The sequence below is a fragment of the Enterobacter sp. BIDMC93 genome (assembly GCF_001037805.1).
GTDB classification, from domain to species: Bacteria; Pseudomonadota; Gammaproteobacteria; order Enterobacterales; family Enterobacteriaceae; genus Enterobacter; species Enterobacter hormaechei_C.
Genome location: NZ_KQ089962.1, coordinates 2,324,594 through 2,351,000 on the forward strand (window position 1 = coordinate 2,324,594; position 26,407 = coordinate 2,351,000).

At 57.5% G+C, this 26,407-nt stretch carries 24 protein-coding genes; 19 read left to right on the forward strand and 5 right to left on the reverse strand.

Going from position 1 to position 26,407, the window contains the following annotated elements; genetic code table 11:
- Positions 1 to 15: 15 nt before the first annotated feature.
- The gene (gene cheW / locus SK58_RS10945; protein ID WP_003859699.1) at positions 16 to 519 is read left to right on the forward strand and encodes a chemotaxis protein CheW; all 504 of its coding nucleotides are present in this window, start codon (positions 16 to 18) and stop codon (positions 517 to 519) included.
- A 96-nt stretch (positions 520 to 615) separates the two neighbouring features.
- Here the strand turns inward: cheW and SK58_RS10950 are convergent, their stop codons facing one another.
- A complete protein-coding gene (locus tag SK58_RS10950; RefSeq protein WP_017384415.1) occupies positions 616 to 1,875 on the reverse strand; it encodes a dicarboxylate/amino acid:cation symporter in 1,260 nt (419 codons plus the stop codon).
- Between the two features lie 427 nt (positions 1,876 to 2,302).
- On the opposite strand from SK58_RS10950, the gene SK58_RS10955 reads away from it, so the two are divergent.
- The 16 genes from SK58_RS10955 (at position 2,303) to SK58_RS11030 (ending at position 20,671) form a co-directional block, all read left to right on the forward strand.
- Positions 2,303 to 2,875 (forward strand): Csu type fimbrial protein, encoded by a 573-nt coding sequence (locus tag SK58_RS10955; protein ID WP_048219868.1) that lies wholly within the window; start codon positions 2,303 to 2,305, stop codon positions 2,873 to 2,875.
- A gap of 7 nt (positions 2,876 to 2,882) precedes the next feature.
- Positions 2,883 to 3,431, forward strand: a complete 549-nt coding sequence (locus SK58_RS10960; protein ID WP_048219870.1) for a Csu type fimbrial protein — start codon at positions 2,883 to 2,885, stop codon at positions 3,429 to 3,431.
- A gap of 16 nt (positions 3,432 to 3,447) precedes the next feature.
- Entirely contained in the window at positions 3,448 to 4,209 is a 762-nt protein-coding gene (locus tag SK58_RS10965) for a fimbrial biogenesis chaperone (RefSeq protein ID WP_015570266.1), read from the forward strand.
- Positions 4,185 to 6,569 (forward strand): fimbria/pilus outer membrane usher protein, encoded by a 2,385-nt coding sequence (locus SK58_RS10970; RefSeq protein ID WP_048219872.1) that lies wholly within the window; start codon positions 4,185 to 4,187, stop codon positions 6,567 to 6,569. The genes SK58_RS10965 and SK58_RS10970 overlap by 25 nt, the downstream gene beginning before the upstream one ends.
- Positions 6,566 to 7,528 (forward strand): Csu type fimbrial protein, encoded by a 963-nt coding sequence (locus tag SK58_RS10975; RefSeq protein ID WP_048219874.1) that lies wholly within the window; start codon positions 6,566 to 6,568, stop codon positions 7,526 to 7,528. The genes SK58_RS10970 and SK58_RS10975 overlap by 4 nt, the downstream gene beginning before the upstream one ends.
- An 85-nt stretch (positions 7,529 to 7,613) precedes the next feature.
- Positions 7,614 to 9,281 carry a methyl-accepting chemotaxis protein II gene (gene tar / locus SK58_RS10980; protein ID WP_032648771.1) on the forward strand — a complete coding sequence of 556 codons (1,668 nt, stop codon included), beginning with the start codon at positions 7,614 to 7,616 and terminating at the stop codon, positions 9,279 to 9,281.
- A 44-nt stretch (positions 9,282 to 9,325) separates the two neighbouring features.
- Entirely contained in the window at positions 9,326 to 10,927 is a 1,602-nt protein-coding gene (gene tap / locus SK58_RS10985; protein ID WP_017693235.1) for a methyl-accepting chemotaxis protein IV, read from the forward strand.
- Positions 10,928 to 10,946: 19 nt separating this feature from the next.
- Complete coding sequence (gene cheR / locus SK58_RS10990; RefSeq protein ID WP_017384409.1) at positions 10,947 to 11,813, forward strand: protein-glutamate O-methyltransferase CheR; 867 nt, start codon at positions 10,947 to 10,949, stop codon at positions 11,811 to 11,813.
- A complete protein-coding gene (locus SK58_RS10995) occupies positions 11,810 to 12,859 on the forward strand; it encodes a protein-glutamate methylesterase/protein-glutamine glutaminase (RefSeq protein WP_014884341.1) in 1,050 nt (349 codons plus the stop codon). The genes cheR and SK58_RS10995 overlap by 4 nt, the downstream gene beginning before the upstream one ends.
- Before the next feature lie 17 nt (positions 12,860 to 12,876).
- A complete protein-coding gene (gene cheY / locus SK58_RS11000; protein WP_000763862.1) occupies positions 12,877 to 13,266 on the forward strand; it encodes a chemotaxis response regulator CheY in 390 nt (129 codons plus the stop codon).
- 10 nt (positions 13,267 to 13,276) lie between these two features.
- The gene (cheZ, locus tag SK58_RS11005) at positions 13,277 to 13,921 is read left to right on the forward strand and encodes a protein phosphatase CheZ (protein ID WP_003859718.1); all 645 of its coding nucleotides are present in this window, start codon (positions 13,277 to 13,279) and stop codon (positions 13,919 to 13,921) included.
- A gap of 150 nt (positions 13,922 to 14,071) precedes the next feature.
- Positions 14,072 to 15,220, forward strand: a complete 1,149-nt coding sequence (gene flhB / locus SK58_RS11010) for a flagellar biosynthesis protein FlhB (protein ID WP_017693236.1) — start codon at positions 14,072 to 14,074, stop codon at positions 15,218 to 15,220.
- Positions 15,213 to 17,291, forward strand: coding sequence for a flagellar biosynthesis protein FlhA (gene flhA, locus SK58_RS11015; RefSeq protein WP_003859723.1), 2,079 nt, complete (start codon positions 15,213 to 15,215; stop codon positions 17,289 to 17,291). Before flhB ends, flhA begins: the two co-directional genes overlap by 8 nt.
- Positions 17,291 to 17,683, forward strand: a complete 393-nt coding sequence (locus SK58_RS11020) for a flagellar protein FlhE (protein WP_015570272.1) — start codon at positions 17,291 to 17,293, stop codon at positions 17,681 to 17,683. Before flhA ends, SK58_RS11020 begins: the two co-directional genes overlap by 1 nt.
- Before the next feature lie 260 nt (positions 17,684 to 17,943).
- Entirely contained in the window at positions 17,944 to 19,527 is a 1,584-nt protein-coding gene (locus SK58_RS11025) for an MFS transporter (protein ID WP_047740857.1), read from the forward strand.
- Positions 19,528 to 19,531: 4 nt separating this feature from the next.
- Complete coding sequence (locus SK58_RS11030; RefSeq protein WP_047747363.1) at positions 19,532 to 20,671, forward strand: beta-galactosidase BglB; 1,140 nt, start codon at positions 19,532 to 19,534, stop codon at positions 20,669 to 20,671.
- 34 nt (positions 20,672 to 20,705) lie between these two features.
- Here SK58_RS11030 and argS read toward each other — a convergent pair whose 3' ends face one another.
- On the reverse strand, positions 20,706 to 22,439 hold the full coding sequence (gene argS / locus SK58_RS11035; RefSeq protein ID WP_040117795.1) for an arginine--tRNA ligase: 1,734 nt from the start codon (positions 22,437 to 22,439) through the stop codon (positions 20,706 to 20,708).
- 238 nt (positions 22,440 to 22,677) lie between these two features.
- On the opposite strand from argS, the gene SK58_RS11040 reads away from it, so the two are divergent.
- A complete protein-coding gene (locus SK58_RS11040; protein WP_015570274.1) occupies positions 22,678 to 23,238 on the forward strand; it encodes a VOC family protein in 561 nt (186 codons plus the stop codon).
- A gap of 78 nt (positions 23,239 to 23,316) precedes the next feature.
- Complete coding sequence (cutC, locus tag SK58_RS11045; protein WP_017384404.1) at positions 23,317 to 24,060, forward strand: copper homeostasis protein CutC; 744 nt, start codon at positions 23,317 to 23,319, stop codon at positions 24,058 to 24,060.
- Positions 24,061 to 24,234: 174 nt separating this feature from the next.
- Here the strand turns inward: cutC and cmoB are convergent, their stop codons facing one another.
- From cmoB to SK58_RS11060, 3 genes are read right to left on the reverse strand one after another with little or no spacing between them, the layout of a single operon-like run.
- Positions 24,235 to 25,206: a tRNA 5-methoxyuridine(34)/uridine 5-oxyacetic acid(34) synthase CmoB gene (cmoB, locus tag SK58_RS11050; protein WP_032648765.1), complete on the reverse strand. Its 972-nt coding sequence runs from the start codon at positions 25,204 to 25,206 to the stop codon at positions 24,235 to 24,237.
- Entirely contained in the window at positions 25,203 to 25,946 is a 744-nt protein-coding gene (cmoA, locus tag SK58_RS11055) for a carboxy-S-adenosyl-L-methionine synthase CmoA (protein ID WP_003859735.1), read from the reverse strand. Before cmoA ends, cmoB begins: the two co-directional genes overlap by 4 nt.
- Positions 25,947 to 25,986: 40 nt before the next feature.
- Positions 25,987 to 26,382, reverse strand: coding sequence for an MAPEG family protein (locus SK58_RS11060; protein ID WP_003859737.1), 396 nt, complete (start codon positions 26,380 to 26,382; stop codon positions 25,987 to 25,989).
- Positions 26,383 to 26,407 lie beyond the last annotated feature (25 nt).

Consider the following 26,407-nt stretch of genomic DNA (forward strand, 5'->3'; position numbering starts at 1 on the left):
GTAAAAGGTAATAACATGACCGGTATGAGTAACGTAACGAAACTGGCGGGCGAGCCATCTGGACAGGAATTCCTGGTTTTCACTTTAGGGGATGAAGAGTACGGTATCGACATCCTGAAAGTGCAGGAAATTCGCGGTTACGACCAGGTAACGCGCATTGCGAATACGCCAGCGTTTATCAAGGGTGTGACCAACCTGCGCGGTGTGATTGTGCCTATCGTGGACCTGCGCGTGAAGTTTAGCCAGGGCGATGTGGAGTACAACGATAACACGGTGGTGATCGTCCTGAATCTGGGGCAGCGCGTGGTGGGGATCGTGGTGGATGGCGTGTCTGATGTACTGTCGCTGACCGCCGATCAAATCCGTCCTGCGCCGGAGTTTGCGGTCACGCTGTCGACGGAATACCTGACGGGGCTGGGTGCGCTCGGCGAGCGTATGCTGATTCTGGTGAATATTGAGAAGCTGCTGAACAGCGAAGAGATGGCGCTGCTGGATATTGCGGCGAATCACGTGGCATAAAATAAAGCCGGGTGGCGCTGACGCTTACCCGGCCTACGTGTTCGAGCCATTCGTAGGCCGGGTAAGGCGAAGCCGCCACCCGGCTCTTTTGTATCCTTACGCCTCCTGCTCCACCAGCGCTGATTCCGCTTCCCGCGCCCCTTCATTCTGCGACAGCATCGCCGTCGCAATCCCGTTCCCCAGCACGTTAATGGCCGATCGTCCCATATCCAGGAAATGGTCAATCCCCATCAGCAGCAAGATCCCGGCCACCGGAATGTTAAAGCTCGGAATAGTTGCCGCCAGCACCACCAGCGACGAGCGCGGTACGCCCGCAATCCCTTTCGAGGCCAGCATCAACGTTAACATTAGCACCGTCACCTCGGTGAAACTCAGGTGAATGTTGTATGCCTGGGCGATAAACATCGAGGCGAACGAGCAGTACACCATGGAGCCGACCAGGTTAAACGAGTAGCCGATCGGCAGGACGAAAGAGGCGATATTACGTGAACAGCCGAAGCGCGCTAACTGCTCCAGCGTTTTCGGGTATGCCGCTTCTGAGCTGCTGGTGGTAAACGCGACCAGCACCGGATCTTTCAGCATCGCCACCAGACGGAAAATCTCTTTTTTCAGTACCATGTAACCTACCGCCAGCAATACCAGACAGGTCAGAAGGATCGCCACATAGTAACCGCCAATGAACGAGGCATAGTTCAGCAAAATGCCCAGACCCTGAGTGGCAATCACGGACGAAATCGCGGCAAAAATGGCCAGCGGCGCAACGTACATCACATAGCCCGTCACTTTCAGCATAATGTGGGAGACCACATCCAGCGCCGCCACCAGCGGGGCGTTGAATTTTTGACCTAATGACGCGCCGCCGATGCCGAAGAACATCGAGAAGACCACAATTTGCAGGATCTCATTGTTCGCCATAGCGCCGGCAATGCTGGTTGGAATAGTGTGTGACAGGAAGGCTTTCAGCGACATCCCGCTAACGGCCAGGCCGGTATCAACCGTCTCTGTCGGAATGCTCAAGTTCAGACCGCTGCCGGGTTGTTCAAGGGTAACAATAAACAGCCCCACCAGAATGGAAAGCACGGATGAGCTGATAAACCACACCATCGCTTTACCCCCGACGCGCCCAATCGTCGACGTTTCACCCAGCTTCATAATGCCCACCGTCAGGGTGCTGAACACCAGCGGGGCAATCACCATCTTAATCAGCCGCAGGAAAATATCGGTCAGCAGGGTGATGTTCTCCGACCAGGCCTGTATCGCGTCGGGCGAAGCATACTCATGGATTGCCGCACCTGAAAGAATGCCCGCCAGCATGAAAATCACGATGAAGAGCGTGAGTTTGTTTGCACTTGCCACAAAAAGATCCTCTATGCGCTAAAAGAGTTTCCTGCGTCAATGCATACAAAATTTTTATTTAAGCGCAGGAAAATATTCGGGGCATAAATTGAAGTAAAGCTGCGTGAGTTACAACTTGTTTTTAATTTTTATGAAATTCGTTGTTTTTACGATGACGATATATTGTGACGAGGATCACATTACAGGCGATATATCCTCAAATTAAGCAAGAATAATGCCCGTTTTATTTTGCTAACTCTTTGTAATGTTTGTTAATAGTCTGTTAATTGGAGGGCGGGTGTCTCACTTTCGCTGAAAGTGGTTGAAGCGTGAACCATAAACTAAATTCTCAGTAACCGCGCCGGGGAATGTTTAAGCGGGGCTAACATACTGAACAGTATGAATAAAATAGGGTAAGCGGACCATTATTTCTTCTGGAGGGTGGTAAATGAAAAGAACACATCTTTTTATCTGCGCGGGTACACTGCTGACGGCGGCGACTGTCGGTCAGGCGCTGGCAGTCACCAGTAGCGGTACTATCGGGGCGACGCTGACGCTGACGAACGGTTGTTTGATCAACGGCTCGCCAACGCAAAACGGCATTAACTTCGGGACACTCGATTTCGGGACCCATCCTGCGACATTCTCCACCCTGACAACCCAGTTAACCGGGGCCAGCGGCGGAAACACCTTTACCATTCAATGTACCACTGCCAGTTACACGGTGGCGATCACCGGCAACACCAACGCGACCGCACCCGGAACCGTTGTCGGCACCCCCGGCACACCCTCCCGCTATCTGGTGAACACCGCCAATGCGGCACAGGGCGTGGCATACAGCCTCTATAGCGACAGCGGGTACAACAACGTGATCGCTAACAACGCCGCGTTGCCCGTTGCCTCCACGGCGGGCGGGGTGGACAGCTATACCCTCTACGGACGCATAACGGGCGGTGGCAATAGCGTAACGGTTGTACCGGGAACCTATACCGACACGATTAACGTCAGCGTCACCTACTGATTCAGCCATGAAGGCATTGTGTTTATGTCTGCGCGAAAGCGCAGAGGGCGTCGTGCACCCTTTTTTGGCCCTGATCGTCGGGCTGATGATGAACTGCGACGCCGGGGCGGTGACCTCCCAGTCCTTCAGGGTGAGCGCGACGGTAGTACCAGGGTGCTCGGTGAGTACCGGCACGGGCGGGCGCTTTGGGACGCTGGATTTTGGAACCCGTAACGGCGTGGACAACACGCCGGTCAGCACCAGCTTTGTCGCCGACGGCGCGTTGTCCATCGCCTGCACGCCGGGCGTGGCGCTGAGCATGAGCATTGACGGCGGCCAGAATTACAGCTCGGTGCGACGGATGACGCGTTCAGGTGGGACCGAAGTTGTTGGTTACCGGCTCTTCAGCAGCAGCTCTCTGGCGGCGAACAGCGAAATTGGGGTTAACCAGGCCATACCGATTACCTATACCAACAGCAATAACATCGCGCTGCCTCTTTTTGGCGTCGCGCTCCTGACGGGGTTTAGCCTGCCGGGAACATATTCAGATCAACTCACCGTGACCTTGTCATGGTAGGAAAGGGAGAACATCGATGAAGCCATTTTTCAGACGATCAGGCCTGGTGGGTCTGTTGGGGGCAACGGCTCTGGCAGCGGGCCAGGCGCAGGCAGCGGCAACCATTCTTTTGTGGCCCATCGATCCGTGGCTTTCGGCAGAGGCCAGAGCAACTGAATTGTGGATCCAGAATCAGGGCAACAGCGCCACGACAATGCAGGTGCGTATTGTGCGCTGGAAGCAGGAGGGCGGATATGAGCGTTACACCGCCCAGCAGGATGTGGTTGCCAGCCCGCCGATCGTGACCATCGCCAAAGGCAGTAAACAGCTTATTCGCCTGATCAAGCAGGGGACGATCCCGTCGGGGGTTGAGCAGGCCTACCGCATTATTGTGGATGAAATTCCCCAGCCGGATGCCAAAGCGGAACCGTCCATGGGCCTCAAACTGCAAATGCGCTATTCCATTCCCTTATTTGTTTATGGGCAGGGGATCCCCACCCTCAACGAAGGGGCGCACCACGCGCTGGCGAATACTCAACAGCTGAGCTGGCGGGTCGTTCAGGAAGGGGGGAAACCCGCGCTTCAGGTCCGTAATCAGGGGGATGTGCACGTCCGGCTCAGCCAGGTTGCGGTTGAGCAGGGCGGGCAAAAACGCACGGTTGCCGAGGGGCTGCTGGGTTATGTGCTGCCAGGCAGCACCCGAAGCTGGCCGCTTCCGGCTGGGATTTATCAGCCGAACCGGATGAGCGCGCAAATTAATGCCAGGGATACGCAATGGCAATCGACGCCCGTCAACTGAAACCGGCGATGATGATCCTGCTTTGCGTCAGTACCAGCGCCTTTGCCGAAACCGGCGACGACAGTTTACCGCCGCCGCCGGATGCACGGACGATAAACGGCGAAGCAGTATTCCAGCTCGCCCTGGTGCTGAACCACTATGACACGGGTCTGGTGGTGCCGGTGACGCAGCGTGAGGGCGCCTGGTTTATTTCGGGCGCGGATTTGCTCCGCGCCGGGCTGCCGCCCGCGCATGTGCCAGCCGGAGAGGTGAATCTCTCGACGCTTACGTCGGTACGCGCAGAGTACGACAGCACGGCCCAGCGCCTGTTGCTGACGGTCCCCCGGGACTGGGTCGCGGCGCGGGTCACGCCTTTCAGTGAGCAGAGCACGCAAAGCAAACCGCACTATGGCCGCGGCGCGCTGCTCAATTACGACGTTTATACCAACCATTCCGAACACACGGGCGGCCAGGCGTCGGTCTGGCACGAGTTCCGCTATTTCAATGAGGATTATTCATTTTCATCGACGGGTTACGCCCGGCAGAATTTCACCGGTAACAGCGGGCAGCAGGAAGGGTACGTGCGTTATGACTCTACGTTACTGATCACCAACGAAGAGGATGCCACCACCTGGTCCGCCGGGGACGTCATCAGCGATGCGCTGAGCTGGAGCACCAGCGTGCGCATGGGCGGGATCAGCTACGGGCGCGACTTCTCCCTGCGTCCGGATCTGGTGACCTGGCCGCTGCCGGCGTTTTCCGGCGAGGCGGCTGTCCCGACCTCGGTCGATCTCTTTATTAACGGCTACCGTTCCGGCTCCACCCGCCTTCAGCCGGGGCCGTTTACCCTCACCAATCTGCCGTATATCAACGGTGCTGGCGATGCAGTACTGGTTACCACTGATGCGCTGGGTCGTCAGGTGAGTACCACGCTGCCGTTTTATGTCAGCAGCGATCTGCTTAAGCAGGGGTTAAGCGACGGCGCCGTGACGCTGGGCAGCCTGCGGCGTAACTACGGTATTGAGAATTTTGACTATGGCCCGGCGGCGGGCAGCGGATCGTACCGCTACGGGGTGACCGACTGGCTGACGCTGGAGGGGCATGCGGAAGGGGCGGAGTCGCTGGCGCTTGGCGGCGCGGGCACGGTACTGAAGCTCGGGCGTTTTGGCGTGGTAAATACCTCGTGGACCCAAAGCCGCATGCGCGGCGACAGCGGCGGCCAGATAAACTGGGGCTATCAATACAACACCAGCGAGTTTAGCGTAGCGACCCAGCATACCCGACGTGATCGTGGTTTTGGCAATCTCGCCCTGTACGATCAGCCCACCGTTTATGATGAAAATGATAACCCCGTTGCCAGCCTGAGCCGCAATACCGACCAGTATTCCTTAACCTTTAACCTCGGCGGATACGGCAATATCGGCGCGGCGTGGATCGGCGTTGAGAGTTTTGACAGCCAGAAAACTGAACTGCTCAACCTCTCCTGGAGCCGTAATCTGTGGGGCTCAAGCAGTATTTATCTGGCTGCCAGCCGTGACCAGCAGCGAGGCGACTGGACGGTTGCGTTGTCGTTGCAGGTTCCCCTCGGCGAACGTGACAGCGCCGCCGTCACCTTTGAAAACACCCCTGACGCAGGCAGCACTCAACGCATTAACTACAACCACTCGATGCCTTCAGACGGCGGCTTTAGCTGGAACATGGCCTGGGCCAACCAGTCGCGGTCGAGTAACTATCAGCAGGCCACGCTCGGCTGGCGGAATAACAACGTGGAGCTACAGGGCGGCGGCTACGGTGAGAAGGGCATGATGACCTGGTGGGGCGAGGCGATGGGCTCTGTCGTGCTGATGGACGGTGAGCTGTTTGCGGCGAACAAAATCAACGATGCGTTTGTGGTGATCAGCACCGACGGACATCCGGATGTTCCCGTCAGCTACGAAAACCAGCCGGTCGGAAAAACCAATAACAAAGGCTATCTGCTGGTGAGCGGCGTTTCCGCCTATTACCCGGCAAGTTACCGCATTGATACCCTGAACTTACCCGCGGATACCCGGCTGAAAGAGACCGAGCGTCGGGTGGCGATTCGTCGGCATAACGGTTATCTGGTGGATTTCCCGATGGAGCAGGAGCGGGTTGCCAGCGTGATCCTGCACGATGCGCAGGGCAATGCGATCCCGGTAGGAAGCCAGGTCAGACGCGCGTCCCGCAGCAGCGCGGTTGTCGGCTACGACGGCCTCGCCTGGCTGGAAAACCTCAACGACGTGAATCCGCTCGAGGTCATCACCCCGGAGGGTAAACGCTGTACGGCAACGCTGACCGTTGGCGCAAACCCTGAACATAAGCTGCAAACCTACGGTCCGCTGACCTGTCGGGAGGCGCCGTGAGACGCCTGTTAATCGCGCTCCTGCTGCTGTGCTCCGGCGGCAGCTGGGCGGCCTGTACCGTCAGTACGGTGAATGCCTCGTTTGGCAGCGTCACCTCGTTCGCACTCAGCGGCACCGGGGAAGTGGAAACGACGGGCACGCTGGTGGTGACCTGCGATACCGTTCTCAACCTGTTAACTAACGACTCGGTGACGCTGAATTACACCTCGGCATCCGTCTTCGCGAATAGCCGGGCGACCATGAAGCGTACGGACAACGCGGCTATTACCGATGTCATCCCTGCGCGGCTGTGCGGGACGTCCGGCTGCGGCGGAAACAGTGAAATACAAATCAGCAAAGCCTATACCTGGAGCGGAAACACGCTGCTCGGGCTGCTGGGTTCAAGGCGCTACAACATTCCCCTTTATTTCCGGACCGTAATGGGGCAGAACGTCACCGCCGGGCCGTATCAGGTGTTGTTAACGTTCAGCATTAACTACAACGTGTGCGCCGTTGGCGCGGTCGGAGCGTGCCTGACCCCGCAAACCGGCACGGCAACCACCTCGATCCTCCTCAACATGACCGTCACCAACGATTGCAGCACCATGACCACGCCGGACGTGAATTTTAACAGCGCGCCGCTGGTGCAAAATTTTCCCACTGTTTCACAGTCGGTCGCCGTCACCTGCACCAAGGGCAGCACCTACACCATAGGCATTAATAATGGGGCAAACGCCCTGAACAACGTGCGTCGTATGGTCAGCGGCAGCAACTTCATGAGTTACGACATCTATAAAGAGGCGACCAGCAACCGCTGGGGCGGCAGCGGCAGCGAGCGCTGGGCCAGCGCCAGCTCATCGCAGGTCAGTACGGACGGGCTTTTACGTACCTACAACTATACCGCCAAAGTTCTGACCAGCCAGGCCACGCCGCCTGCCGGAACCTACACCGACACGCTGATTGTCGACGTCGCATTCTGACTCCCGCGCTTTTCCCTTTCGCAAATGTAAAGTTCCTGTGGCCTGTGCCGATAACACCGTTAATAAATCTATGAGAAGGTGTTGTATGTTGAACCGTATCCGCGTTGTCACAATGCTTATGATGGTGCTGGTCATTTTCGCACTTCTTCAGCTTATTTCTGGCGGCCTCTTTTTCTCGTCGTTAAAACAGAACCAGGACAGCTTCGCGGCCTCGAACGATTTGCGAATGCAGCAAAGCGAACTGACCACGACCTGGGATCTGATGTTGCAGACGCGTATCAACCTGAGCCGCTCGTCTGCCCGCATGATGATGGACCCGAATAACCAACAGAGCAGCGCAAAAACGGAACTGCTGAAGAATGCGCGCGCCACGCTGGCAGACGCGGCGAAACATTACGACGCCTTCAAAAAAATCGCCCCTCAGCCAGCAATGGCGCAGGCGAGCGCGAACATAGATGAAAAATATCAGGCCTACTTCGCCGGCCTCACGGAGCTGGTACAGTTCCTGGAGCAGGGCAATATGGACGCCTATTTCGCGCAGCCGACCCAGGGAATGCAGAACGCCCTCGGCGCGGCGCTCGGCGAGTACGCCAAAGCCAGCGGCGAACTTTATCACTCCGCCTTTACGCAAAGCCAGAACGACTACCGTTTCGCGAAATGGCAGATGGCGGTTCTCGCCCTCGCGCTGGTCATCGTGCTGGTGGCCGTGTGGTACGGCATTCGTCATATCCTGCTTAACCCGCTTGGCCGCGTCATTGCCCATATCCGTGATATTGGCCGGGGCGATCTCACGAAAACGCTGACCGTTTCTGGCCGCAATGAGATCACCGAGCTGGCAACCAGCGTCGACCATATGCAGCGTTCGCTGATTGATACCGTCGCCAACGTGCGCGAGGGGGCGGATGCCATCTATACCGGCACGAGTGAAATCGCGATGGGCAACAACGATCTCTCGTCCCGTACCGAACAGCAGGCATCCGCACTGGAAGAGACGGCGGCCAGCATGGAGCAGCTCACCGCGACCGTGAAGCAGAATGCCGACAATGCCCGCCAGGCGTCGCAGCTTGCAGAAAGCGCGTCCGACACCGCCCAGCGCGGCGGTCGGGTGGTCGACGGCGTGGTGAAAACCATGCATGACATTGCCGACAGCTCGAAGAAAATTGCCGACATCATCAGCGTAATCGACGGCATCGCCTTCCAGACCAATATCCTGGCGCTGAACGCGGCCGTTGAAGCGGCGCGTGCGGGCGAGCAGGGGCGCGGGTTTGCCGTGGTCGCCGGCGAAGTGCGTAACCTCGCCAGCCGCAGCGCCAATGCGGCGAAAGAGATCAAAGCCCTGATTGAAGACTCTGTTTCACGCGTGGATACCGGCTCGGTGCTGGTGGAAAGTGCGGGTGAAACCATGAATGACATCGTGAATGCCGTGACGCGCGTGACGGACATCATGGGTGAAATCGCCTCTGCATCGGATGAGCAGAGTCGTGGTATTGACCAGGTCGCCCTGGCGGTATCGGAAATGGATCGTGTGACGCAGCAAAACGCCGCCCTGGTGCAGGAGTCCGCTGCCGCGGCCGCTGCGCTGGAGGACCAGGCGAGCCGCCTGAAAATGGCCGTCTCGGCGTTCCGTCTTACTTCAAAAACGACAAATACGGTCAGCTCGCGGTCGGCGTACAGCGAAGCAACCCCGGCACCCGTGACAACACGTACGCGCGCAGCGGTGACCGGACAAGATGAAAACTGGGAAACATTTTGACTGACAATTAAACCGCGGCTGCTTGCCGCTTGATGGGAGCGTGGATGTTAAATCGTATTCGTATCTCGACCACACTGTTTTTGATTCTGATCCTGTGTGGGGTTTTGCAGGTTGGCAGTAACGGGTTGTCTTTCTGGGCGTTTCGCGATGGCTATCAGAATTTGCAGGAAGTTGAGACGAGTAATCAGCAGCGCTCCGCACTGGCACAAACGCGTGCCGTGCTGTTGCAGGCAAGCACGGCGCTGAACAAAGCAGGGACGTTAACCGCGCTGAGCTATCCGCCGGAGGATATTAAGGCGCTGATGGTCGTGGCCCGCAGCAGCCTGAAGCAGGCCGACGCGCAGTTTAAGGCCTTTACGGCGCAGGAGGCGGTCAGTGAGAAAGAGAAAGCGCTGAAAGTCGCCATGAAAAAGACCTTTGATGTGTGGTACGGCGATCTCGACCATCAGGCGACGTGGCTGGAGAACAACCAGCTTTCTGACTTCCTGACCGCGCCGGTGCAGGCGTCTCAGGCGGCGTTCGACGGCAGCTTTAACGCCTGGCAGCAGGATATTAACCAGTTTGTGGCGCGTGCCGGTGCGGACAGCCGTACCAGCTACCGCATGTCAGGGGCGATTTTCCTGACCATGGTGATCCTGGCCGCCCTGCTGACCGGCGGCTCGCTGTGGTGGTCGCGCAAAATGATCGTCCAGCCGCTGGCCATCGTCAGCAGCCACTTCGACAGTATGGCGAAGGGCGATCTGGCGCGTCCGGTGGCCGTGTATGGCAGGAATGAAATATCAGCGATTTTCGCCAGCCTGAAGGCGATGCAGGGGTCGCTGCGGGAAACGGTAAGCAACGTTCGCCAGGGCAGTTACGCCATGCATACCGGGATCTCCGAGATTGCGGCAGGCAATAACGATCTCTCATCCCGCACCGAACAGCAGGCGGCATCGCTGGCGCAGACGGCGGCCAGCATGGAGCAACTGACCGCGACGGTAAGCCAGAACGCCGATAACGCGCGTCAGGCGTCCGACTTGTCAAAACAGGCGGCGATGACGGCGAAACGTGGGGGCGATCAGGCCTCTCACGTCGCCAGCACGATGCAGGAGATTGCCGCCAGCTCGCAGAAAATTGGCGACATTATCAGCGTCATCGACGGTATCGCGTTCCAGACCAATATTCTGGCGCTGAACGCGGCCGTTGAAGCGGCGCGTGCCGGGGAGCAGGGGCGCGGGTTCGCGGTGGTTGCCGGTGAAGTCCGAAACCTCGCCAGCCGCAGCGCCAATGCGGCGAAAGAGATCAAAGGGCTGATAGAAGAGTCGGTCTCCCGCGTTCAGCAGGGCTCCGCGCTGGTGGATACCGCCGCGCAGACCATGCACGAGATTGTCACCTCCGTGACGCGGGTTAACGACATTATGGGCGAGATTGCCTCGGCGTCTGATGAACAACGCCGTGGTATTGAGCAGGTGGCGCAGGCCGTTACACAGATGGATCAGGTTACGCAGCAGAACGCCTCACTGGTGGAAGAGGCGGCGGCGGCTACCGATCAGCTGGCAAACCAGGCGGATCACCTTACCGGGTTGGTCGCCGTATTTAATGTGAAAGAGCACGTTGAAGCAGTAACAGAAGTCGGACGGTCACAGGCCGTGCCCGTTGTATCCTGAATGTGATTAAGAAGGCGCTATGACATCACCCATGCCCTCAGGGCAAACGTCATTATTGTTGCAGATGACACAGCGCCTCGCGCTGTCCGACGCGCATTTTCGTCGGATATGTCAGTTAATCTACCAGCGTGCGGGGATCGTGCTTGCGGACCATAAGCGAGACATGGTCTACAACCGGCTGGTGCGGCGCTTGCGTACGCTGGGGCTGGATGATTTTGGCCGCTATCTGAGCATGCTCGAAGCGAACCAGAACAGCGCCGAATGGCAGGCATTTATCAACTCATTAACCACCAACCTGACCGCGTTTTTCCGCGAGGCGCATCACTTCCCGGTGCTGGCGGAACACGCCCGTCGCCGTAGCGGAGAGTATCGCGTCTGGAGCGCGGCGGCCTCTACCGGGGAAGAACCGTACTCGCTGGCCATCACCCTGGCGGACACCCTGGGCATGGCGCCGGGCCGCTGGAAAGTGTACGCCAGCGACATCGATACCGAAGTGCTGGAAAAAGCCCGTAACGGCGTTTATCGCCAGGATGAGCTTAAAACGCTGTCTCCTCAGCAGCTACAGCGTTACTTCATGCGCGGTACCGGCCCGCATGAAGGACTGGTGCGCGTACGCCAGGAGCTGGCGAACTGCGTGGAATTTGCTCCCGTTAATTTACTGGATAAGCAGTACAACGTGCCGGGGCCATTCGACGCCATTTTTTGCCGTAACGTGATGATCTATTTTGATAAAACGACGCAACAGGACATCCTGCGTCGCTTTGTTCCGTTGCTCAAGCCTGACGGTTTACTGTTTGCCGGGCACTCGGAAAACTTCAGCAACCTCGTGCGTGAGTTTAGCCTGCGTGGGCAAACGGTATATGCGCTGAGTAAGGAAAAAGCATGAGTAAAATCAGGGTATTGTCTGTCGATGATTCAGCGCTAATGCGTCAGATCATGACCGAAATCATCAATAGCCACAGCGATATGGAGATGGTGGCGACAGCGCCCGATCCGCTGGTCGCGCGGGATTTAATCAAAAAATATAACCCCGACGTGCTGACGCTGGATGTTGAAATGCCGCGCATGGATGGCATCGATTTCCTGGAAAAATTAATGCGCCTGCGCCCGATGCCGGTGGTGATGGTGTCATCTCTGACCGGTAAAGGTTCAGAAATCACCCTGCGCGCGCTGGAGCTGGGGGCGGTGGATTTTGTCACCAAGCCGCAGCTCGGCATTCGCGAGGGGATGCTGGCGTACAGCGAGATGATCGCCGAGAAAATCCGTACCGCGTCGCGCGCAAAACTCGCGGCCCACAAGCCGATGGCAGCTCCGGCAACCCTGAAGGCAGGGCCGTTACTCAGCTCGGAAAAGTTGCTGGTCATTGGGGCGTCAACCGGAGGAACAGAGGCAATTCGCCATGTACTCCAGCCATTGCCGCTCTCAAGCCCGGGTATTCTGATCACGCAACATATGCCGCCAGGGTTTACCCGTTCGTTCGCGGAGCGCCTGAATAAGCTGTGCCAGATCAGCGTGAAAGAGGCGGAAGACGGCGAGCGCGTGCTGCCGGGTCACGCCTATATCGCCCCGGGTGACAAGCACATGGAGCTGGCGCGCAGCGGGGCGAACTATCAAATCAAAATTCATGACGGGCCGCCGGTTAACCGGCACCGTCCGTCGGTGGATGTGCTGTTTCATTCGGTGGCGAAACATGCGGGGCGCAACGCCGTTGGGGTGATCCTGACGGGAATGGGCAACGACGGCGCCGCCGGAATGCTTGCGATGCACCAGGCTGGCGCCTGGACGATTGCGCAGAATGAAGCAAGTTGTGTGGTGTTCGGCATGCCGCGCGAGGCCATCAATATGGGTGGCGTAAGCGAAGTGGTCGATCTTAGCCAGGTAAGCCAGCAGATGCTGGCGAAAATCAGTGCCGGACAGGCAATACGTATTTGACTCAGGAGTATTATTTTATGGCGGATAAAGAGCTTAAGTTTTTGGTTGTGGATGACTTTTCCACCATGCGTCGCATTGTGCGCAACCTGCTGAAAGAGCTGGGCTTCAACAATGTTGAAGAAGCAGAAGACGGGGTGGATGCGCTGAACAAACTCCAGGCTGGCGGGTTTGGTTTTGTGATTTCCGACTGGAACATGCCGAACATGGACGGTCTCGAACTGCTGAAAACCATCCGCGCGGATGCGGGCATGGCCTCTTTGCCGGTGCTGATGGTGACCGCAGAAGCGAAGAAAGAGAACATTATTGCCGCTGCACAGGCGGGCGCAAGCGGCTACGTGGTGAAGCCATTCACCGCGGCGACTCTGGAAGAGAAGCTCGGGAAGATCTTCGAGAAACTCGGCATGTGAGGTGATGGATATGTTGCAACCTGCTATGAAACCCGTTGAAGAACATTCGCCGAGCGACATTATTGCCCGCATTGGTAGCCTGACCCGCATGCTGCGCGACAGCCTGCGTGAGCTGGGGCTGGACCAGGCTATCGCCGAAGCGGCGGAAGCCATCCCTGACGCGCGCGACCGTCTGGACTACGTCGTACAGATGACCGCGCAGGCGGCCGAGCGTGCGCTGAACAGCGTTGAAGCCTCGCAGCCGCACCAGGATGCGATGGAGAAGGGGGCGAAAGCGCTGAGCAAACGCTGGGATGAGTGGTTTGAGAACCCTATTGAGCTGGCGGATGCCCGCGAACTGGTAACGGATACCCGTCAGTACCTGGGTGACGTGCCGGGCCACACCAGCTTCACCAATGCCCAGCTGCTGGACATCATGATGGCACAGGATTTCCAGGACCTCACCGGCCAGGTGATCAAGCGCATGATGGATGTGATTCAGGAGATTGAACGTCAGCTGCTGATGGTACTGCTGGAGAACATACCGGAACCGGCTGCCCGTCCGAAACGCGAGAACGAAAGCCTGCTCAATGGTCCACAGCTTGACACCAGCAAAGCGGGCGTGGTGGCAAGCCAGGATCAGGTGGACGATCTGCTGGACAGTCTTGGTTTCTGATTGCCCGTTTTGCCTCAGGTCGTTAACGCGGCCTGAGGCAGCTCAGAATAAAAACAGCGAAAAGAGCCCGAATAAACGGGCTTTTCCCGCCATTGGATTTTCTCTGCGCTGGCATGATACCCGTGAATTAATGGGCTGCGAGCAGGCACAGTGGCAGAAGAGAACGACGACAAAACAGAAGCCCCCACACCCCACCGACTTGAAAAAGCCCGTGAGGATGGGCAGATCCCCCGATCCCGAGAGCTGACATCCCTGCTGATCCTGGTGGTGGGCGTCTGCATAATCTGGTGGGGCGGGGAGATGCTCGCCCGCAGACTGGCGGGAATGCTTTCTGCTGGCTTACGTTTTGATCACAGCATGGTCAATGACCCCAATCTGATCCTCATTCAGATCATCAACCTTGTGAAAAGCGCGATGCTCGCCTTGCTGCCGCTGATCGCGGGCGTGGTCATCGTGGCCCTGGTTTCGCCGGTCATGCTCGGTGGCCTGGTGTTCAGCGGAAAATCGCTGCAACCGAAATTCTCTAAGCTCAATCCGTTCCCCGGCATTGCGAAAATGTTTTCCGCGCAAACCGGGGCTGAGCTTCTTAAAGCGATCCTGAAATCGCTTCTTATGGGCAGTACCGCCGGGTTTTTTCTGTGGCACCACTGGCCGGAGATGATGCGCCTCATCAGCGAGTCCCCGATGACGGCGATGAAGAATGCCCTGAACCTGGTCGGGTTATGCTCGCTGCTGGTGGTACTCAGCATTATTCCGATGGTGGCGTTCGACGTTATCTTCCAGATCTATTCCCATATCAAAAAGCTGCGAATGTCGCGTCAGGACATCCGCGATGAATATAAACAGATGGAAGGCGACCCGCACGTTAAGGGCCGTATCCGCCAGATGCAGCGCGCCGCCGCGCGTCGGCGCATGATGGAAGATGTGCCGAAAGCCGACGTCATCGTCACCAACCCGACTCACTATTCCGTGGCGCTTCAGTACGACGAAAACAAAATGAGCGCGCCGAAAGTGGTGGCGAAAGGGGCCGGGCTGATTGCGCTGCGCATTCGTGAAATCGCCACGGAAAACCGTGTGCCGATCCTGGAAGCACCGCCGCTGGCTCGCGCGCTGTATCGCCACGCGGAAATTGGACAACAAATCCCGGGCCAGCTCTACGCCGCTGTCGCAGAGGTGCTGGCCTGGGTGTGGCAACTGAAACGCTGGCGTTTAGCGGGCGGTCAACGACCTGTAAAACCTGAGAACCTGCCGGTGCCTGAAGCACTGGATTTTTTGAACGAGAAGGACACTGATGGCTAATCTGGTGGCAATGTTGCGCCTGCCCGGCAACCTGAAATCGACGCAATGGCAGATCCTTGCCGGACCGATTCTGATCCTGCTAATTCTGTCGATGATGGTGCTGCCGTTACCGGCATTTATCCTCGACCTGCTTTTCACCTTCAACATTGCGTTGTCCATCATGGTGTTGCTGGTGGCGATGTTCACCCAGCGCACGCTGGAGTTCGCCGCGTTTCCAACGATCCTGCTGTTCACCACGCTGCTGCGCCTGGCGCTGAACGTTGCCTCCACGCGTATCATCCTGATGGAAGGGCACACCGGCGCGGCGGCGGCGGGCAAGGTGGTCGAAGCCTTCGGTCACTTCCTGGTGGGCGGCAACTTCGCCATCGGTATCGTGGTGTTCGTCATTCTGGTGATTATCAACTTCATGGTTATCACTAAAGGGGCGGGGCGTATCGCTGAAGTGGGCGCGCGCTTCGTGCTCGACGGGATGCCGGGCAAGCAGATGGCCATCGACGCGGACCTGAATGCCGGGCTGATCGCGGAAGATGAAGCGAAAAAACGCCGTGCCGAAGTGACCCAGGAGGCAGATTTCTACGGCTCCATGGACGGTGCGAGTAAGTTTGTGCGCGGTGACGCCATCGCGGGCATTCTGATCATGGTGATTAACGTCGTCGGCGGCCTGCTCGTCGGCGTGCTGCAACACGGCATGGACATGGGCCACGCGGCGGAAAGCTATACGCTGCTGACCATTGGTGACGGTCTGGTGGCGCAGATCCCGGCGCTGGTGATCTCCACCGCGGCGGGCGTGATTGTGACTCGCGTCAGTACCGATCAGGACGTGGGCGAGCAGATGGTGGGGCAGCTCTTCAGCAACCCGCGCGTTATGCTGCTCTCCGCGGCGGTGCTGGGCCTGCTCGGTATGGTGCCAGGCATGCCAAACCTGGTATTCCTGCTGTTCACCGCTGCGCTGCTGGGGCTTGCCTGGTGGATGCGTGGCCGTGAAACGCAGCCTAAGGCAGAGCCAGCGCCAGTCAAAATGCCTGAGAACACCCAGGCGGTGGAAGCCACCTGGAACGACGTACAGCTCGAAGATTCGCTGGGGATGGAAGTGGGGTACCGCCTGATCCCGATGGTGGATTTCCAGCAGGATGGTGAGCTGCTTGGCCGTATCCGCAGCATTCGTAAAAAATTCGCCCAGGATATGGGCTTCCTGCCGCCGGTGGTCCACATCCGGGACAATATGGATCTCCCGCCCGCGCGCTACCGCATCCTGATGAAAGGGGTGGAAATCGGCAGCGGTGATGCGTACCCCGGCCGCTGGCTGGCGATTAACCCGGGCACCGCCGCAGGCACGCTGCCGGGTGAGCAGACGACCGACCCGGCCTTTGGTCTGGCGGCAATCTGGATTGAGAGCGCCCTGAAAGAGCAGGCGCAGATTCAGGGTTACACGGTCGTTGAGGCCAGTACCGTGGTGGCGACGCACCTCAACCACCTGATTGGCCAGTTCTCTGCGGAACTGTTTGGTCGTCAGGAGGCGCAGCAGTTGCTCGACCGCGTAACGCAGGAGATGCCGAAGCTGACCGAAGATTTGGTGCCGGGCGTGCTGACCTTAACCACCCTGCATAAAGTGCTGCAAAATCTGCTCGACGAGAAGGTGCCCATTCGCGATATGCGTACCATCCTTGAAACGCTGGCCGAACATGCGCCGCTGCAAAGCGATCCGCACGAATTGACGGCGGTGGTGCGCGTGGCGCTCGGACGCGCCATTACCCAGCAATGGTTCCCGGGAACCGGCGAAGTGCAGGTTATTGGCCTGGATACGCCGCTGGAACGTCTGCTGCTTCAGGCGTTGCAGGGCGGTGGCGGGCTGGAGCCGGGTCTGGCGGACAGATTACTGGCGCAAACCCAGGAGGCGCTGGCGCGTCAGGAGATGCTGGGCGCGCCGCCGGTGCTGCTGGTGAATCACGCGCTGCGCCCGCTGCTGTCGCGCTTCCTGCGCCGGAGCCTGAACCAGCTGGTAGTGCTGTCGAATATGGAGCTGTCCGATAACCGCAATATTCGCATGACGGCGACCATAGGAGGGAAATAATGCGTAAGTGGCTGTGGATCTTACTTTTCCCGCTGGCGGCGCAGGCCGCAGGCGAGGGGGCATGGCAGGCCAGCAGTATCGGCTTGACGCTCAACCATCGGGGTGAGTCGATCTCCTCCCGTCCGCTGTCCGCCTCTGAGCCCGTGTCCGGGCAGATGACGCTGGTGGCCTGGAATTACACCCTGACGGGACCCACACCGGCCGGGTTGCAGGTGCGGCTGTGCTCGCTGACCCGCTGCGCGGAAATCGAGGGTCAACGTGGCACTACCCAGGCCTTCAACGGGGTGTCTGCTCAGGAGCCTTTACGCTTTATCTGGGAAGTGCCAGGCGGTGGACGTCTCATCCCGGCGCTGAAGGTTCAGCGCAACGAGGTGCTCGTCAACTACCGCTAACTGCCCGCCTTTTCGCCAGTCTCCAGGCATTTCTGAAGGCTGGCTCGCAAAAATGACCTTCCCTTTTGATACAAAAGAAACGCTGTTTTATAAATCAGTGACACGCGTATTGACACTCTTTGCGTTTTTGCCATTCACCACTTTGTGATGGCAGAAACAGAAAGGTATCAACAGGTCGATACTTTTACTGTAGCCGTGTAAAAACTCCCGGACGAGGTTGCTTACAGGGAGTCTCCCAAAACTGATTAGGGTTGACGGCAATGAAAACACGTAAAATTGGACTCGCAAATTATTTTGCTTACGGGTCAGGGGACTTCCTCGGGGCGGGGACTACCGCCCTGACGGCCGCCTGGCTTTTGTATTTTTATACCACCTTCTGTGGACTCACACCGATTGAAGCAACCTTTATCTTCGCTGCCGCAAGGGTGCTGGATGCGGTTGTCAGCCCGTTAATGGGCTTTTTGACCGATAACTTTGGCACCACCTGGCTGGGCAAGCGTTTTGGCCGTCGTAAGTTCTTCATCCTGCTCGGTATTCCCTGCGTTTTCAGCTACTCGCTGATGTGGGTAGGGGACATGAGTTTCTGGTACTACCTGCTGACCTATCTGATCTTTGATATCGTCTACACCATGATCCTGGTGCCATACGAAACGCTGGTGCCGGAGATGACGGACGATTTCAAACAGAAAACCAAATTCTCCGGGGCGCGTATCTCAATGGCGCAGATGTCCGCCATTCTGGCCTCCTTCCTGCCGGGGATCCTGCTCACGCATTTCGGCAAAGACAACGCGATCTCCTTCTTCTATGCAAGCCTGGTCTTCTCCGTACTCTGCGCGCTGATGCTTACTTTCGTCTGGTTCTTCACCTGGGAGCGTCCGCGGGAAGAGTGGTCTGAAGCGGCCCTGCGTGCTGAAGAAGAGAAGAAAAAGCTGACCCTGGGCCAGAGCCTGAACCGTCTTTTTGTCGAATTAAGTTCGACGCTGCGCATCAAGATTTTCCGCCAGCATCTGGGAATGTACCTTGGCGGCTACATCGCCCAGGACGTCTTTAATGCGGTGTTCACTTATTACGTGGTATTTGTGCTGATGCAGGAGGCGTCAATGGCGTCCAACCTGCTGGGCACGATGGCCATTTTCCAGTTCCTCGCCGTGATCGGCATGATCCCGCTGTGCATTCGCTTCGGACCTGCGCCGTCTTACCGCATGGTGGTCGTGCTGTTTGGTCTGGCTTCGCTCTCTTACGCGGTGCTTTATTACGCGGGCCTGAGCGACGTTTACGCTCTGCTGCTGCTGATCTCTGCGGTTGCCGGTCTTGGCCGCGGGGGTATCAACTACGTACCGTGGAATACCTACACCTACATTGCTGACGTGGACGAAGTGATCACCGGTCAGCGTCGCGAAGGGATCTTCGCGGGCATCATGACGCTGACCCGTAAAGCGTCTCAGGCCGGTGCGGTGATGCTGGTGGGGATCGTGATGCAGATGTCGGGCTTTGTCAGCGGGCAAAAAGTGCAGCCTGCGGAAGTGAGCCACACCATTCTGATGATCCTGAGCGTTGGCACTATTCTGGTGCTGTTCTGCGGCTTCCTTGTCTCCCTGCGCTTCAAACTCAATTTGCAGACCCACAGCACCCTGCGTGAAGAGACCACGAAAATGCGCGAGTCCGGCCATGCGATGCCAGAGGCGGTGACCCCGCAGGCCCGCGCTACCGTGGAGATGCTGGCCGGTATGCCGTATGAATCCCTGTGGGGCAACAACAACATCGGTTATCTGAATCGCAATAAGCCGGCGGCCCCTTCGCTGAAGGATCGTGCGGTACTGAATTCGACATACAACAGAGGTTAAGATGATGAAAGTTTGGCCTGTCAAACATAGCCCGTTACTGCGTCAGCCTGAGCGCTTTATCGCCAGGGATGAGCTGAAATCGCTGATTCAAAAGGTGACGCATAACCTGGTCAGTATCCACGACAAAACGGGTGAGTTTTTGCTGCGGCTGGACGACGGGCGCGTGATCGACACCAAAGGCTGGGCCGGATGGGAATGGACCCACGGCGTCGGTTTATACGGTATCTGGCAGTATTACTGCCAGACCGGTGACGAAGGCATGCGCGAGATTATCGACAGCTGGTTTGCTGACCGTTTCGCTGAAGGCGCAACCACCAAAAACGTGAATACCATGTCGCCGTTCCTGACGCTGGCGTATCGCTACGAAGAGACCAAAAACCCTGCCTGGCTGCCGTGGCTGGAAAGCTGGGCGGAATGGGCGATGAATGAGATGCCGCGCACCGAACATGGCGGCATGCAGCACATCACCCTGGCGGAAGAGAACCATCAGCAGATGTGGGATGACACGCTGATGATGACGGTGCTGCCGCTGGCGAAAATCGGCAAGCTGCTGAACAAGCCGGAGTACGTCGAGGAGGCGAACTATCAGTTTCTGCTCCACGTACAGAATCTGATGGATCGGGAGACCGGGCTGTGGTTCCACGGCTGGAATTACGACGGCAATCACAACTTTGCCCGGGCCCGCTGGGCGCGCGGCAACAGCTGGCTGACCATCGTGATCCCGGATTTCCTCGAGCTGGTGGATCTGCCGGAAAACAACGCCGTTCGTCGCTATCTGGTGCAGGTACTGAACGCGCAGATCGCCGCACTGGCAAAATGTCAGGACGAGAGTGGATTGTGGCATACGCTGCTGGACGATCCTGATTCTTATCTGGAGGCGTCGGCCACGGCAGGGTTTGCCTACGGCATTCTGAAAGCCGTGCGCAAGCGTTATGTCGGCGCAGAGTACGCAGAGGTGGCGGAGAAAGCGATTCGCGGTATCGTGCAAAACATCTCGCCGGAAGGGGAGCTGCTGCAAACGTCCTTCGGGACGGGGATGGGCAGCGATCTGGCGTTTTACCGCCAGATACCGCTGACCTCGATGCCGTATGGACAGGCAATGGCGATTCTGTGTCTGACGGAATATTTGCGGAAATATTTCTGATAATAAAAAACCCGGCGCTCGCCGGGTTTCTTTTTTACATACGTTCTACGGTTTCGATACCCAGGGTATCCAGACCGAGCTTCAGTGTCTTCGCCGTCAGCTGCGCCAGCTTCAGGCGGCTGTGACGCACCGCTTCGCTCTCAGCAGAGAGGATAGGGCAGTGTTCGTAGAAGCCAGAGAACAGACCGGCCAGATCGTACAGGTATGCACACATAACGTGCGGCGTACCGTCACGCGCGACCACGGAGAGCGTCTCTTCGAACTGAAGCAGGCGGGCAGCCAGCTGTGCTTCACGGTCTTCGGTAAGGGTCACCGTGGCATTCGCCAGCACGCTTTCGTCGATATTGGCTTTACGGAAGACGGAGAGTACGCGGGTATAAGCGTACTGCATGTATGGCGCCGTGTTGCCTTCAAACGCCAGCATATTGTCCCAGTCGAAGATATAGTCGGTGGTACGGTTCTTGGAGAGATCCGCGTATTTCACCGCGCCGATCCCAACCGCGTTAGCCAGTTTCTCCAGCTCGTCAGCAGGCATATCCGGGTTCTTCTCGGCCACCAGGCGACGCGCGCGTTCCAGCGCTTCATCCAGCAGATCGGAAAGCTTCACGGTGCCGCCCGCACGGGTTTTGAACGGCTTACCGTCTTTACCCAGCATCATGCCGAACATGTGATGTTCCAGCGGCACGGAATCCGGCACATAACCCGCTTTACGCACGATAGTCCACGCCTGCATCAGGTGCTGGTGCTGACGGGAGTCGATGTAATACAGCACGCGGTCCGCATGCAGGGTTTCGTAACGGTATTTCGCACAGGCGATGTCGGTGGTGGTGTAGAGATAGCCGCCATCCTTTTTCTGGACGATCACACCCATCGGTTCGCCTTCCTTGTTTTTATACTCATCAAGGAACACCACCGTTGCGCCTTCGCTTTCCACCGCCAGATTTTTAGCTTTCAGGTCCGCCACAATGCCTGGCAGCATCGGGTTATACAGGCTTTCACCCATCACGTCGTCACGGGTCAGGGTCACGTTCAGACGGTTATAGGTGAGCTGATTCTGGGACATGGTAATGTCCACCAGCTTGCGCCACATCTCGAGGAAGTACGGGTCGCCGCCTTGAAGTTTCACCACGTAGCTGCGCGCGCGCTCGGCGAAGGCTTCATCTTCGTCATAGTGCTTTTTGGCTTCACGGTAGAAACCTTCCAGGTCTGCCAGCGCCATTTCGCCTGCGTTTTCCTGCTGCTGCTTTTCCAGATACGCGATCAGCATGCCGAACTGCGTGCCCCAGTCGCCTACGTGGTTAGCGCGGATCACCTTGTGACCAAGGAACTCCAGGGTACGCACCGCCGCGTCACCGATGATGGTGGAGCGCAGGTGACCGACGTGCATCTCTTTCGCCACGTTTGGCGCGGAGTAGTCAACCACCACGGTCTGCGCATCTGGCTGAGCCACGCCCAGGCGGTCAGACTTCAGCGCCGCGTCAACGTGGCTTGCGAGGAATGCAGGCTCAAGGAAAATGTTGATAAAGCCTGGACCGGCGATTTCGGTTTTGCTGGCGATGCCGGTGAGATCCAGATGCGTCAGTACCTGCTCAGCGAGCTGTCGCGGCGGCATGCCCAGTTTTTTAGCCACTGCCATCACGCCATTAGCCTGATAGTCGCCAAACTGTACTTTCGCTGACTGACGAACCTGTGGTTCGCAATCCGCAGGCGCACCTGCGGCAATCAGTGCCTGACTGACTTTTTCTGAGAGAAGAGCCTGAATATTCACCTGGATACCTTACGTTTTTGATGCGGGTAAAAAACACCCACGCCAGTTTAAGAATTTAGGGCGGGAGTATACTGCAAATGCCTGCGGGCGTCAGCCCTGCGGGGGGCGAAGATCGCTCAGAATCCAGGCGAAGACGGTATGCATAATCATGCAGTCGAAAAAACCGTGATTCTGCGGTTGGTCGACAGAGGGCAACAGAGTAAATTAGCGGCTTTGCGACACGAAACGAGACTGACCTATGGCGAACTGGCACACCATTGACGAACTGCATGATATTTCCGCAGATTTACCGCGCTTCACCCAGGCGTTCACAGAACTTGCCACCCGTCTCGGGCTGGATATCGCGCCGCTTGAGGCCGATCACATCTCTTTGCGCTGCCACCAGAATGCCACCGCCGAACGCTGGCGGCGTGGCTTTGAGCAGTGCGGAGAACTGCTGTCGGAGAATATCATTAACGGTCGCCCGATCTGCCTGTTCAAACTTCACGCGCCGGTAACGGTGGCGCACTGGCAATTCACCGTTGTGGAACTGCCCTGGCCAGGAGAGAAGCGTTATCCGCACGAAGGCTGGGAGCATATCGAAATTGTTCTGCCTGGGGAGCCCGAGACGCTGAACGCCCGTGCGCTGGCGCTGCTTTCCGACGAGGGGTTAAGCCAGCCGGGTATTTTCGTCAAAACCAGCTCGCCAAAAGGGGAGCGCGAACGCTTACCGAACCCTACGCTTGCCGTAACGGACGGCAACGTGACGGTGAAATTCCATCCCTGGACTATCGAGCAGATCGTCGCCAGCGAAGCGTAAGCATTGTGAGCGTCGATCCAGACACCAATCGGGCAACGTGCCACGATGGTACGTTGAGTGAAATTTAAGGAGGATGACATGGCGCTGCTGGAAATTTGTTGTTACAGCGTGGAGTGTGCCGTCACTGCGCAACGGCAGGGGGCCGATCGCATCGAGCTTTGCGCGGCACCGAAAGAAGGAGGATTAACCCCGTCCTTTGGCGTGCTGAAATCAGCCCGTCAGGCCATCACTATTCCGGTGCACCCGATTATTCGCCCGCGCGGCGGTGATTTTTGTTATACGGCGGGTGAGTTCAGTGCCATGCTTGAGGATATCGCCCTCGTCCGTGATTCCGGTTTTCCGGGGCTGGTGATCGGTGTGCTGGACGTAGACGGAAACATCGATCTTCCGCGTATGCGTCAGGTCATGCGCGCCGCCCGGGGGATGGCGGTCACTTTTCATCGTGCGTTCGATATGTGTCAGGATCCGATACAAGCCTTTGATACGCTGGCAGAACTGGGCGTGGCGCGCGTTCTGACGTCGGGCCAGCAGTCCTCGGCTGAAAAAGGACTGAAATTAATTACGGAACTAAAAGCACATTCCGGTGTTCCAATAATCATGGCGGGCGCAGGAGTACGCGCCAGCAATCTGGAACTGTTTTTAAACGCAGGGGTGGAAGAGCTGCACAGCTCGGCGGGTAAATGGATACCTTCACCCATGCGTTATCGCAATACAGGGTTGTCAATGTCGACGGATGCTGAAGCGGATGAGTACTCGCGCTACGGTGTGGATGGAGAGTCGGTTGCGGTAATGAAATCGTTGATTGAACGTCATCACGTGTAGCAACGTACCGATTTTTACCGCGCATCATGTCGCCCAATATGATGCTTGCTTGTACCAGGCCCCTGCAAATTACACAGGGGCCTTTTTTTCTTTTTTGCCCGGTGGCGCTGCGCTTACCGGGCCTACGAAATCACGCGTAGGCCGGGTAAGGCGCAGCCGCCACCCGGCTAAAGGCTACGGCTTGGTCGCAATCAATACCGCACGCATCGGGGCCGGATAGCCTTCGACGGTTTTACTGTGATCGTCCGGGTCGAGGAATTGCTCCAGCGATTCGGTGATCATCCAGTCGGTGCGGCGCTGTTCCTCAACCGACGTCACGCACACATCGGCGATGCGTACATCGACAAACCCACATTTCTCCAGCCAGTTCTTCAGCGCCAGCGCGGAAGGGATGAAGTAAACGTTGCGCATCTGCGCATAGCGATCGCCCGGCACCAGAACGGCATGTTCATCGCCTTCGATGACCAGCGTTTCCAGCACCAGTTCGCCGCCGCTGACCAGCTGATCTTTCAACTGCCAGAGATGCTCCAGCGGGGAACGACGGTGGTACAGCACGCCCATCGAGAAAACGGTATCAAACGCTTTCAGGGCAGGGAGTTGCTCGATACCCAGCGGCAGCAGGTGCGCACGCTGGTCGTTACCCAGCAGCTTACGCACCGCTTCAAACTGGCACAGGAACAGCTGCATCGGATCGATACCGACGGCCAGATGCGCGCCTGCGCCGATCATGCGCCACATGTGATAGCCGCTACCGCAGCCCACGTCCAGAATGGTGCGCCCGGTCAGGTCGGATAAATGCGGCAGAACGCGATCCCACTTCCAGTCAGAGCGCCACTCGGTGTTGATATTTACACCGTACAGCGAGAACGGCCCTTTGCGCCACGGCATCAGGTTACGCATCAGCGTTTCGATGCGGTTGATCTGCCCGGCCGGGAGCGGCTCTTCGCTCTCCGCCGTCACGCTGTGCAGTAAATCCAGACGATGAGGCGTCAGTTCAGGCAGAAACTCCACGGCGTTGGACCACTGCTTCAACAGACCATGCTGCTGATCGCGCTGCCAGGTGGCAATTTGCGCAGGCAGGGTTTCCAGCCAGTGGGAAAGGTGGTTTTTGGCAATCAGCTGATAGAAATTACCGAACTCGATCATGCTGCGTCTCCGGCTTTAAGCGCCACCAGAGAACCAAAGTTAAAGCACTGGAACCACAGTTCGCTGTGTTCAAATCCGGCTTTGCGCAGGCGCGCTTTATGGGTTTCTACGGAATCCGTCAGCATGACGTTTTCAAGCATGCTGCGCTTCTGGCTGATCTCCAGCTCGCTGTAGCCATTTGCACGCTTGAAATCATGGTGCATGTTGAACAGCAGTTCGCCCACGCTGGCGTCTTCAAAGCTGAATTTCTCAGACAACACCAGCGCGCCGCCCGGGTTCAGGCCCTGATAAATTTTATCCAGCAACCGCTGACGATCGTCCGGTACCAGGAACTGAAGGGTAAAGTTCAGTACCACCATCGAGGCGTTCTGGATGTCGATATCGCGGATATCGCCTTCTACCACCTCCACAGGCGTAGGGGCTTTATACGCATCAATGTGGCGACGGCAGCGTTCAACCATAGCCGGTGAGTTATCGACAGCCACAATCTTGCAGCCTTCGTGATGAACGTTACGACGAATGGACAGCGTTGCCGCTCCCAGCGAACAGCCCAGGTCATAGACCTGCGTGCCGGGTTGAACAAAACGCTCCGCCAGCATGCCGATCATGGAGATAATATTGGAATAACCGGGAACAGAGCGCTGGATCATATCCGGGAAGACTTCGGCTACCCGTTCATCAAAGGTCCAGTCGCCCAGGCTGGCGATAGGCGCGGAAAAAAGCGTGTCGCGATCTGACATAACGTAAAAATCCGGGAAAAATAAAGGGGCATATTGTGCGCTAATGGAAGGAGAAAACCAACTCCCACGGCATATACCAAAGGTTAGCCAGCACCATCAGCAAAAGCGAGCACCAGGTCGCGCTCATGCCGGAACGACGCCAGCGGATCAGGCGGTGGTGAAAACCATAATAATGCATCAAACGCCCTGCTATCAGCAGTAGCCCACAGACGTGCACCATCCAGGTTTCTGCGCCATCCATCTCCATTAACAGCAGCAAAATTAACGCGACGGGAATGTACTCGACCGCGTTGCCGTGAATGCGGATTGCGCTTTGTAGCTCAGAAAATCCCCCGTCACCGTACGAGACGCGGTACTGCATTCTCAGGCGCACAACATCAAATGAAAACTTAATCAGCAGTAATGCACCTAACACCGCATACAGCGCGCTGACCATACTAACTCCCTGTTTTTGGCAGATG